We start from the raw sequence: 11,210 nt of genomic DNA, 5'->3' as shown, positions 1-11,210 counted from the left end.
GGCACAGGGTGGACAGTCCCGCCCCAGTGCCTATCATCGACAAAAAGGAATGCGCCATGAAAGAACCCTCCGTCAACGTGCTGGGCCTGCCGCTGCAGCCCTGCTCCACCGCGCCCATGACCGGATTTTTCCGCAACGGCTGCTGCGACACCGGCCCGATGGACCGGGGCCTGCACACGGTCTGCGCGGTGATGACGGCAGAATTTCTGGCCCTGTCGAAATACCTTGGCAATGACCTGTCCACCCCGCGCCCCGAATACGGCTTTGCCGGCCTCAAACCCGGCGACCGCTGGTGCCTCTGCGCCGGGCGCTTCCTGCAAGCGCATGAGGAAGGGGCCGCCCCGCAGGTCAACCTTGCCGCCACCCATGCCATCACGCTGCAAGTCGTGCCGCTCGAAGTGTTGCAGACCTATGCGACCGATCCGGCGGGCAAACCCGAGTGACCAGATAAAAAAACCCCCGCAAGCCATCGCCTGCGGGGATGCGTTGCAACCGGAAAGGCCCGGTCAGATCTTCATGTCAAAGCCTAAGTGCTTGGCCACAGTGAAGATGTCCTTGTCGCCCCGGCCACACATGTTCATCACGATGATATGGTCGGCAGGCAAGCCGGGCGCGATCTTCATCACATGCGCCAGGGCATGGCTTGGCTCCAGCGCCGGGATGATCCCCTCCAGCGCGCAGGACAGCTGAAACGCCTCCAGTGCCTCGGCATCGGTGATGCTGACGTATTTCGCCCGGCCCACATCATGCAGCCAGGCATGTTCCGGCCCGATCCCCGGATAATCCAACCCCGCACTGATGCTGAACCCTTCCAAAATCTGCCCGTCTTCATCCTGCAGCAGATAGGTGCGGTTGCCGTGCAGCACGCCGGGCCGCCCGCCGGTCAAGGACGCGCAATGCTCCATCCGGTCATCGACGCCCTTGCCGCCCGCTTCCACCCCGATGATGCCCACCGACGGGTCATCCAAGAACGGATAGAACAGCCCCATCGCATTCGACCCGCCGCCAATGGCCGCAATCACCGTATCTGGCAGGCGCCCCTCGCCCTCCTGCTCGGCAAGCTGCCAGCGGACCTCTTTCCCGATGATGCTTTGAAAATCGCGCACCATCGCCGGATAAGGATGCGGCCCCGCGACCGTGCCGATGCAATAGAACGTGTCGCGCACATTGGTCACCCAGTCGCGCAGCGCGTCGTTCATCGCGTCCTTCAACGTGCCGCGCCCCGATGTCACCGGCACCACCTCGGCCCCCAGCAGCTTCATGCGGAACACGTTGGGGGCCTGCCGCTCCACATCATGCGCGCCCATATAGACCACGCATTTCAGCCCGAACTTGGCACAGACCGTGGCCGTGGCCACCCCATGCTGCCCAGCCCCGGTTTCCGCGATGATCCGGGTCTTGCCCATGCGCCGCGCCAGAATGATCTGGCCCAGCACATTGTTGATCTTATGCGCGCCGGTGTGGTTCAGCTCGTCGCGCTTCATGTAGATCTTGGCACCACCCAGATGCTTGGTCATCCGCTCCGCATAATACAGCGGCGACGGGCGCCCCACATAATGCGTCCACAGATCCTCCATCTCGGCCCAGAACGCCGGATCGGTCTTGGCGAACTCATAGCGCTCTTCCAGCTCCAGGATCAGCGGCATCAGCGTTTCCGACACAAAGCGTCCGCCAAAGATGCCAAAACGCCCGGCCTCATCCGGCCCCGTCATAAAGCTGTTGATTCCGTCCTCGGCCATGGCGCGCGTCCCTCTCCTGCCCAGACCAGTCCCGGTCCGGCTGTCCTCGCCTACCTAGCGCGCTCCCCCGGTCTGGTAAAGCCGCGCGGCGGGCCACAGATAACGGTTTCGTTATGACACCGCCTGAAACTCTGCCCCAAACCCATACGTATCCTCTGTGCAATGGCCAACACGGCCTTCCTGACAAAACGGAGTGACATGATGACCCGCCTTCTTACCGCCCTTCTGGCAACCGCCGCCCTGACAGCACCGGCCCATGCCGAAACCGCCCTGGGCCTGACCGGCGACAAGACCCTTGTGATGATCGACACGGAAACCGCCGCCGTGACCGGCACGGTCGAGGTGCAGGGCGTCACCCGCCTGCACGGCATCGACTACCGCCCCGGCAACCAGACCGTGATCGGCGTGACGGATGAACAGGCCATCGTGGTCATCGACCCGATGACGGGTGAAACCACGCCCCTGTCAACCATGAACACCATGATGGAAATTGCCGATGGCGCGCCGGTCATCGTCGATGTGAACCCGGCGGCAGACCGTCTGCGCTTCATGTCGGGCAGCACCAACCACCGCATCAACATGGACACCGGCGAAGTCACCGTGGACGGCGCGCTGAACTGGGATGGCGCGGATGCCAATGCCGGCAGCGGTCTGATGGTCGCCGCCACCGCCTATACCAACAGCTTCGGCAAGCCGGAAAAGACCGCGATGTACAACATCGACACCGGCATGTCGGCCCTGCTGCAACAGACTGCCCCGAATGATGGCACCAATGCCACCATCGGCATGCTTGGCGTCACACTCGAAGGCCCGGTTGCTCTGGATGTCTACACCACCGAAGATGGCACCAACACCGCATGGCTGGCCGCAAACGGCGGGCTGCACACGGTGGATCTCGCCACCGGCGCGCTGACCGGCACCTGGGCCATCACCGGCACGGATGAGGCGCTGCGCGACCTGACCATCCTGCCCGCCATGTAAGCGGACAGTCCGACCATCTATGCTGGGAACGACAGAAGGGGGGCAAGTCATTGCCCCCCTTCTTCCAATCTGCCCTTGGCCCTGCGCGCAAGCCGTTGGCCGGGTCAGCGCAACATCGGCACCACAGGGTCCCGGGTTGCCGCGACAAACCCCGCAATCTTTCCCGCATCCTTGATCCCGGGCGCAGACTCCACCCCTGACGACACATCCACCTGCCGCGCATTGGTCAGCCGGATCGCTTGCGCCACATTCCCGGGCGTCAGCCCGCCCGCCAGCATCCACGGCCGCAACCAGCGCCGCTGCGCCACCAGCCGCCAGTCAAAGGACAGTCCGTTGCCGCCCGGCAGATCGGCATTTTTCGGGGGCTTGGCATCGACCAGAATCTGATCCGCCGCCAGCGAATACTCCAGCACCGCGGCCAGATCGCCCTCATCGGCAACCCCCACCGCCTTCATCACCGGCAGGCCATAGCGCGCGCGGATCTCGGCCACCCGCTCCGGGCTTTCATGGCCATGCAGTTGCAGCATATCCAGCGGCATCGCCTCGGTAATTTCGTCCAGCGTCGCATCATCGGCGTCCACCACCAGCGCCACCTTGGCCAGCCCGACCGGAGCCGCCAATGCCAGCACCCGGGCCTGCGCAATCGTCAGGTGCCGGGGGCTTTTGGGAAAGAACACAAACCCCGCATAGGCCGCCCCCGCCGCCGCGACAGCCGCCACATCCTCCACGGTCCGCAGACCGCAGATCTTGACCCTGATATCCGCCATGAAAAATCAGCCCGCCTTGCGCTGGTCCAGAATCGCCAGCACGTCATCGCGCTGTTCCGGCTTGGTGTCGCGCATCACCGCAAGCTCGCGCTCCAGCTTGGACACTTCGCGCGACTTGGTGGTCATCTCGGCGCGGTACTTGTGTTCGCGGAACCATTCCCAGACAAACCCGATCAACACGCCCGCCAGAATGCTGGCAAAGATCACCGCATAAAGCGGCAGGTCGATCTGCCAGCCAAAGCCGGCAAAGGCCGCCAGATCATCGGGCAGCGCGCGCAGCGTCACGGGGGCCCGGTTGGCCAGCGCCACCGTCAGCAGGGTGATGGCCAGCACGGCCAGCCACAGATAGCGCAGGTAACGGATCATGGGCAAACTCCCCCGGAGCATCTCTTGTGCAGGTCTGATCCCGAGTATCGGCGCTGCAGCTTCCCGGCGCAAGGGGCGCGCGCCTCATGCGGCAAAAGGCGGCCCTCAGCTTTTCCCGTTCAGCCGGTCGCGCAGCAGCTTGCCGGTCTTGAAGAACGGCACCTTCTTGTCCTCAACCTCCACCGCCTCGCCGGTCCGGGGGTTGCGGCCCACGCGCGCATCACGCGACTTGACCGAGAACGCGCCAAAGCCGCGCAGCTCTACCCGATCGCCCTTGGCCAGGGCCTCGATGATTTCCTCAAACACCGTGTTCACGATGCGCTCGACATGGCGCTGCGTCAGATGCGGGTTTTCATCCGCAATTTTCTGGATCAGTTCCGAACGGATCATCCGAAGTGTCCCCCCTGTGGCCGGCTCGCGCTTCGATCACGCAAATGCTGCCGCCACGTTAATTATTGTGACCCGACTATAGGCAAAAAAAATCGCACCACACAAACGAAAAGGCAGGAATCCCCGTAAGATACAAAAAGGCCCCACCTTTCGGCGGGGCCTTTCATCAACATTCGAGGGGAAAGCCTCAGTTCTTGTCGCCTTTCAGCGCCGCACCAAGGATATCGCCCAAGGACGCACCCGAATCGGACGAGCCATACTGCTCAACCGCTTCTTTCTCTTCGGCGATCTCGCGTGCCTTGATCGACAGACCCATGCGGCGGGTCTTGGCGTCGATGTTGGTGACGCGCACATCCACCTTGTCGCCAACCTGGAACCGCTCGGGGCGCTGGTCGCCACGGTCACGGCTCAGGTCGCTGCGGCGGATGAACGACTTGGCGCCGTTATACTCCACCTCGACGCCACCCTCTTCGATCGCGGTCACTTCAACCGTGATCACCGAGCCACGCTTCACGCCATCAACCGCATCGGTAAAGGTGTCTTCGCCCAAAGCCTTGACCGAGAGAGAGATACGCTCTTTCTCGACGTCAACTTCCGACACAGCCGCCTTGACGGTATCGCCCTTGCGGTAGTTCGCAATGGCATCCTCGCCGCGCTGGTCCCACGACAGGTCGGACAGGTGAACCATGCCGTCGATGTCGTTTTCCAGACCGATGAACAGACCGAATTCGGTGATGTTCTTGACTTCGCCTTCGATGGTCGAGCCCACAGGGTTGTTCTCGGCGAACACTTCCCACGGGTTGCGCTGGGTCTGCTTGAGGCCGAGCGACACACGGCGCTTGGCGGAATCGATCTCCAGCACCATGACATCCACTTCCTGGCTGGTCGAAACGATCTTGCCGGGGTGCACGTTCTTCTTGGTCCAGGACATTTCCGAGACGTGAACCAGACCTTCAACACCGGCTTCCAGCTCAACAAATGCGCCGTAATCGGTGATGTTGGTGACACGGCCCTTGTGGACCGAGTTCAGCGGATAGGCGCGTTCCACCGCATCCCACGGATCTTCCTGCAGCTGCTTCATGCCGAGGGAGATACGATGGGTTTCCTTGTTGATCTTGATGACCTGCACTTTGACAGTCTCACCAATGGCAAGGATTTCCGACGGGTGGTTCACACGGCGCCAGGCCATGTCGGTCACGTGCAGCAGGCCGTCAACGCCGCCCAGATCCACGAAAGCACCGTATTCGGTGATGTTCTTGACCACACCGTCAACGGTCTGGCCTTCGGTCAGGTTGCCGATGACTTCAGCACGCTGTTCGGCCCGCGATTCTTCAAGGATGGCGCGGCGCGACACAACGATGTTGCCACGGCGACGGTCCATTTTCAGAATCTGGAACGGCTGCTTCAGACCCATCAGCGGGCCGGCGTCACGCACCGGGCGCACGTCAACCTGGCTGCCGGGAAGGAAGGCAACAGCGCCCCCCAGATCGACGGTAAAGCCACCTTTGACACGGCCAAAGATCGCGCCATCGACGCGGGTCTCGGCGGCATAGGCTTTTTCCAGACGGTCCCAGGCTTCTTCGCGCTTGGCCTTTTCACGGCTGATCTGGGCTTCCCCGCGCGAGTTTTCCACGCGGTCCAGATAGACCTCGACTTCGTCGCCGACATTGATGTCAGGCTGCTCGCCGGGGTTGGCAAATTCTTTCAGATCGATGCGGCCTTCCATCTTGTAGCCGACGTCGATGATGGCCTGGCCCGCTTCAATCGCGATGACCTTGCCTTTGACAACCGAACCCTCTTCGGGCGTGTCAATTTCGAAGCTTTCCTTCAACAGGGCTTCAAAGTCTTCCATGGTAGCTTTAGCGCACATATGCAGTTTGTCCTTTTTCGTGGTTTTCTGGCCATGCGGTTGGCTCCGCCGGTCTGTGATCCGCCTGCAGGACACCGCGCATGGCCCGCAGTTGCGGCCATCAAGACTCCTGTCAGGATGGGCGGCCTATATCCAAAGATCACGCCAAGGGCAAGACAAACACGGGCAATCAGCCCAGATCGGCGCGGATGCCCAACCGGTCCGGCGCAAATCCGGCCTGTGCAAAGATGCGCAGCACCTTTTGCGCAAACCCCGACCCCGAGACGTTCAGACAATTGCGCGCGAAATACCAGAACAGGAACCGCGCATAGTCAGGCTCCGGCGCGGCCAGCACCCTGGCCAGCGCCTGCGGAAACCCTCCCGGATGCCGGACCGTTTCCGCCAGATGGTGAAAATCCGAACGCCCGAACAAAAGCGCGGGCTTTCGCTGCAAAAACCCCTCGATCGCACAGGCGGAATTGGCGCTGACCGTCGCCACCGAGGCGGCAATCATGTCATTCACATTGGCTTGGGTCGGGGTCACCGCCACACCATCGGCCAGCACCCGCGCGATCACCTCGGTGTCATGCTCCACCGCCAGCGGATGGGCCTTGACCAGAACCGCCCGGCCCCCGGCCCCTTGCGCCACCGCGCGCAGCATCGCCTCGCCGCTGGCATAGGTCAGGCCATACGCCTCCGGCAGCGGCCCTTGCAGGAACACCGATATCGCCCCGGCCGGAAACCGGGTCACCTGCATCTCCTGCTCGCGGCGCGACTGCCGCCGCGCCGGAAATCGCGCCTGCATCCGCTCATAGAACGCCCGTGCCGGCTTGGTCCTGATCCGCGACGCGTCGAACGCCCGCGCCCCGATGCTGCTTTCCGCCAGCACGCCCACCGGGTCCAGATGCCAGAACGGATGCAGATAGGCGACGGAGGCATTCAGAACCCCCGGCCCCCGCGCCCGCCCGGTTTCCAGAATATGCAGATCGCCGTCATCATAGGCCCGCGTTGCCCCGTCCTGAAACGGCCCGTCCCGCCGGTCACGCACCACGATCTGCGCGCCAAGCGGTGCGAACAGCTCTTCAATCCGGCGAAACAGCAGCAGATGCCGCGCCTCGCGCCACTCGTCCAGATAGCGTGCCGGCAGATGAAACACGATGCGCGCCTGCGCCATGGCCGGTCCGTCCCTTGCCGCGATCCCCGTCGCGCCAGCAGTAGCGCAGATGGGCGGCCCCTGCACAGCCGAAAACCGCAACACCCCGGCCCCACACAGACACAGGCGCGACATCCCGGGGATGCCGCGCCTGCCAAAGGTCACAATGCTCCGCCAGCCCCAGGGGCCACCCGGATCAGGCGACCTCGCGCACCATCTCGGCCAAGGGCTTGCGCACCTTCTTCATGCCCTGCAGCCAGTCGCCTTCCGCCGCGCGGTAGCCCAGCGGCATCAGCGTGACAGACCGCAGCCCGCGCGCGCGCAGACCCAGGATCTCATCCACGGCGGCCGGATCAAACCCTTCCATCGGGGTCGAGTCCACCTCTTCAAAGGCGGCGGCAGTCAGGCCGATGCCAAAGGCAATATAAGCCTGACGCGCGGCATGCTCAAAATTCACCTCCGCGTCGCGCGGCAGCAGCATCGACTTGAGGTTGTCATAATAGTCCGACACGGCAGACCGCGGAATGCCGCGCTCTTCCACCAGCAGGTCCACCACCGCATCAACGCGCGCGGCGGTGTAATTGTCCCAGGCCGCGAACACCAGCACATGGCTCGCATCGGTGATCTGGGCCTGATTATAGCCCACCTCGCGCAGCTTGGCCTTGATCTCCGGATTGGTGACCACGATCACTTCGAACGGCTGCAACCCGCTCGAGGTGGGGGCAAGCTGAATCGCCTCCAGAATGCGGTCTACCTTGTCCTGCGGCACGGCCTTGGACGGGTCCATCTTCTTGACAGCGTAACGCCAGTTCAGTTTTTCGTTCAGCATCGGACAAGCCTTCTTTCTGACCGGCCCTTGATCGGACCGTCTTGTGATCATCTGCTCCCGATGTAAGTCCCCTTTCGGCGCAGAACCATCGCATACCCGCGCACAAGACTTGTTCACCCGCGCAAGAGATCCAGCCGCGCCCGCACCACGGCCACCGCACGGTCAATCGCCGCCGTCACCGCCAGATCTGACGTGTCCAGCATCACCGCCTCTGCCGCCGGTCGAAGCGGCGCATCGGCGCGGTTCATGTCGCGGTCGTCGCGCTCGCGCACCTCGGCCAGCACCTCGGCCAGCGACCGCGCCCCCGCCTCTGCGCCCAGTTCCAGCCAGCGCCGCCCGGCCCGCACCTCCGGGCTGGCGGTCACGAACAGCTTCACCTCGGCCTCGGGGCAGATCACCGTGCCGATGTCGCGCCCGTCCAGCACGGCCCCCCCCTCCCGCCGGGCAAAGCGGCGCTGAAAGTCCAGCAAGGCCGCCCGCACCTCGGGGATCACCGCCACCCGGCTCGCCGCCTGCCCGGCCCCCAGCGTGCGCAGATCGTCGCGCGCCAGATCCTCGGGCATCAGGCTTTGCGCCGCCAGCACCGGATCGCCGCCCTTGACACCCACCGCCCGGTACAGCGCCCCGGTATCCAGATGGGCAAAGCCAAAGGCCTCGGCCACCGCGCGGCTGATCGTACCCTTCCCCGCAGCAGCGGGCCCGTCGATGGCGACTGTAAAGATCATGCCTGCCTTCTCGTGCCGCTCATCCGCGCCGGATCGCGCCGCCAAGACCATTCATCAAATCTTCGAAGATCGGGAAGGACGTGACGATCGGCGAGGCGTCATCCACCGACACCGCTGCCCGTGCCGCCATCCCGGCAATCAGGAAGGACATGGCAATCCGGTGGTCCAGATGGGTGGCGCAGACCGCCCCCCCCGGCATTCCGCCCGCGCCCATCCCATGCACGATCAGCGTATCCTCGTCTTCCTCGATGGTCACGCCGCAGGCCTCCAGCCCGCGCGCCATCGCGTCAATCCGGTCGGATTCCTTGACCCGCAATTCCTTGACCCCGCGCATCACCGTGCGCCCGGTGGCAAAGGCCGCGACCACCGACAGGATCGGATATTCGTCAATCATGCTGGGCGCGCGCTCGGGCGGCACCTCGATGCCTTGCATAGTGTCCGAAAACCGCACCCGCAGGTCGGCCACCGGCTCGCCGCCCTCAGTCCGCGGGTTGAGGAACTCAATCTGCGCGCCCATCTCGGCCAGCGTGAGATACAGCCCGTTGCGCGTCAGGTTCTGGCTCACACCCGGCACCAGAATATCTGACCCTTCGACAATCAGCGCCGCACAGGTCGGAAAGGCGGCAGAGCTTGGGTCACGCGGCACCGCCACCGTCTGCGGGCGCAGCTCTGGCTGGCCCGTCAGGGTGATCACATGGCCCTCGGCGCTGTGCTCCACCGAAAGCTCGGCCCCGAACCCCAGCAGCATCCGCTCCGAATGGTCCCGCGTCGGTTCGCGCTCGATCACCACCGTCTGGCCCGGCGCGTTCAGCCCCGCCAGCAGCACCGCCGACTTTACCTGCGCACTCGCCACCGGCAGCGCATAGCGCACCGGCACCGGGTTGGCGGCCCCCACCACCGTCATCGGCAGCCGGCCGCCCTTGCGGCCATAGGATTGCGCGCCAAACAGCGAAAGCGGGTCCGTCACCCGCGCCATCGGGCGCTTGCGCAAACTCGCATCGCCGGTAAAGGTCACCGTCATCGCCGTGGTCGCCATGCAGCCCATGATCAGCCGCACGCCGGTGCCGGAATTGCCACAATCAATCACATCCGCCGGCTCGCGAAAGCCGCCCACACCCACGCCATGCACAGACCAGTCCCCGGCCCCGTGCTGCACCACCTCGGCCCCGAAGGCGCGCATCGCCCGCGCCGTGTCCAGCACATCCTGCCCTTCCAGCAGCCCGGTGATCTTGGTCTCCCCCACCGCCATTGCGCCGAACAGCAGCGCGCGGTGCGAGATCGACTTGTCGCCCGGCACCGCCGCCGTCCCCCGCAGCGGTCCGCATTTCGCAGAAGTCATCGGTTGCGCTTCGCCATGGCCGGACATCATCATCTCCCGAATGTGAACGCCCGCCTGATAGCGCAAGCAACCGTGGCGGTCCATGGGGGATGCCAAGGCCCCCCAAGCTGGCCTGCACCGCAACCGCCGGACCGCCGTCGCCATCCGGTCTGCGCAGCCGCCGTGATCCGCACCCACGTCATGACGTAAGCCATACGCAAACCAGACGTGGATCAGACCCGAACCATACCATAAATTTCACTGATTTTCAGATGCTTACGCCCCTCGCCGGGGGCAAGCCCTGATGGCAGGCAGACAGCTACCCCAGACGCCGGAACGTCAGATAATGCGGCGCCCGCCCCTCGCGCAGCGCCTTTTGTTCATAGCGGGTGGAAATCCAATCTTCCCATGCCTCGCCCTCCCCGGTCTGGGCCAGCAGCTCAAACCCGGCCTGCGGCACCTCTTCCAGCGTCTGGCGCACGTAATCGGGAATATCCGTCGCCACCCGGAACTCCGCCCCCGGCTTCATCACCTGGGCCAGCAGTGCCAGATATCCCGGCGTCACAAAGCGGCGGCGATGGTGGCGCGCCTTGGGCCAGGGGTCGGGATAGTTCAGAAAAACCTTGTCCACACAAGCGGTTGGCAGCACGTCAAACAGGTCGCGTACATCTCCGGGATGGATGCACAGGTTGGTCACCCCCGCCTGACGGATCTTGCCCAGCAGCATGGCAATACCGTTCACAAACGGCTCACAGCCGATGATGCCCACTTGCGGATAGCGCGCCGCCATATGCACCAGATGCTCGCCGCCGCCAAAGCCAACCTCCACCCACACAGGGCGCGGGGTGGGAAACAGCGTGGCGATGTCCAGCGGCCTGCGGTCGGGGTTCTCCTCAACCGTAACCCCCTGAATCCGCAGCGCTTCCAGGTCGTTTTCCAGATAATCCTTCTGGCTCGCGCGCAGGGTCTTACCATGCACGCGACCATAGAAATTGCGGCGTTCGGATGGCTCGGTCATGGAATGTGGTCCTGTTCGCGGGTTTGCCGCGCCTCGTGTCAGGCTGGGACGCCCGGGTCAAGCCCGGGCGCGCCC

At 64.2% G+C, this 11,210-nt stretch carries 12 protein-coding genes; 2 read left to right on the top strand and 10 right to left on the bottom strand.

Annotated elements, in window-relative coordinates; genetic code table 11:
* Positions 1-56 precede the first annotated feature (56 nt).
* Positions 57-443 (top strand): DUF2237 family protein, encoded by a 387-nt coding sequence (locus CXR43_RS04350; protein WP_103332866.1) that lies wholly within the window; start codon positions 57-59, stop codon positions 441-443.
* A 63-nt stretch (positions 444-506) separates the two neighbouring features.
* On the opposite strand, the gene trpB is transcribed toward CXR43_RS04350, so the two are convergent.
* On the bottom strand, positions 507-1,739 hold the full coding sequence (gene trpB / locus CXR43_RS04345) for a tryptophan synthase subunit beta (protein WP_103332865.1): 1,233 nt from the start codon (positions 1,737-1,739) through the stop codon (positions 507-509).
* Between the two features lie 201 nt (positions 1,740-1,940).
* Between trpB and CXR43_RS04340 the strand changes: the two genes are divergently transcribed.
* Positions 1,941-2,720: a DUF4394 domain-containing protein gene (locus CXR43_RS04340; protein ID WP_103334012.1), complete on the top strand. Its 780-nt coding sequence runs from the start codon at positions 1,941-1,943 to the stop codon at positions 2,718-2,720.
* 104 nt (positions 2,721-2,824) lie between these two features.
* Here CXR43_RS04340 and CXR43_RS04335 read toward each other — a convergent pair whose 3' ends face one another.
* From CXR43_RS04335 to trmB, 9 genes are all read right to left on the bottom strand, one after another.
* Entirely contained in the window at positions 2,825-3,487 is a 663-nt protein-coding gene (locus CXR43_RS04335) for a phosphoribosylanthranilate isomerase (RefSeq protein WP_103332864.1), read from the bottom strand.
* A gap of 6 nt (positions 3,488-3,493) precedes the next feature.
* Positions 3,494-3,853 (bottom strand): lipopolysaccharide assembly protein LapA domain-containing protein, encoded by a 360-nt coding sequence (locus CXR43_RS04330; RefSeq protein ID WP_103332863.1) that lies wholly within the window; start codon positions 3,851-3,853, stop codon positions 3,494-3,496.
* Positions 3,854-3,958: 105 nt separating this feature from the next.
* On the bottom strand, positions 3,959-4,243 hold the full coding sequence (gene ihfB / locus CXR43_RS04325) for an integration host factor subunit beta (protein ID WP_103332862.1): 285 nt from the start codon (positions 4,241-4,243) through the stop codon (positions 3,959-3,961).
* A 187-nt stretch (positions 4,244-4,430) separates the two neighbouring features.
* Entirely contained in the window at positions 4,431-6,173 is a 1,743-nt protein-coding gene (rpsA, locus tag CXR43_RS04320) for a 30S ribosomal protein S1 (protein WP_267134638.1), read from the bottom strand.
* A gap of 109 nt (positions 6,174-6,282) precedes the next feature.
* Entirely contained in the window at positions 6,283-7,266 is a 984-nt protein-coding gene (locus CXR43_RS04315) for a hypothetical protein (protein ID WP_103332860.1), read from the bottom strand.
* Positions 7,267-7,441: 175 nt separating this feature from the next.
* Positions 7,442-8,074, bottom strand: coding sequence for an NAD(P)H-dependent oxidoreductase (locus CXR43_RS04310; protein WP_103332859.1), 633 nt, complete (start codon positions 8,072-8,074; stop codon positions 7,442-7,444).
* A gap of 113 nt (positions 8,075-8,187) precedes the next feature.
* Positions 8,188-8,799: a (d)CMP kinase gene (locus tag CXR43_RS04305; RefSeq protein WP_103334011.1), complete on the bottom strand. Its 612-nt coding sequence runs from the start codon at positions 8,797-8,799 to the stop codon at positions 8,188-8,190.
* A 19-nt stretch (positions 8,800-8,818) separates the two neighbouring features.
* Positions 8,819-10,165 carry a 3-phosphoshikimate 1-carboxyvinyltransferase gene (aroA, locus tag CXR43_RS04300; protein ID WP_103334010.1) on the bottom strand — a complete coding sequence of 449 codons (1,347 nt, stop codon included), beginning with the start codon at positions 10,163-10,165 and terminating at the stop codon, positions 8,819-8,821.
* Between the two features lie 271 nt (positions 10,166-10,436).
* Complete coding sequence (trmB, locus tag CXR43_RS04295; RefSeq protein WP_103332858.1) at positions 10,437-11,135, bottom strand: tRNA (guanosine(46)-N7)-methyltransferase TrmB; 699 nt, start codon at positions 11,133-11,135, stop codon at positions 10,437-10,439.
* Positions 11,136-11,210: the final 75 nt, after the last annotated feature.

The organism is Pseudotabrizicola formosa (genome assembly GCF_002900965.1).
Taxonomy (GTDB): Bacteria; Pseudomonadota; Alphaproteobacteria; order Rhodobacterales; family Rhodobacteraceae; genus Pseudotabrizicola; species Pseudotabrizicola formosa.
This window is presented reverse-complemented; position numbering and strand designations above follow the sequence as displayed.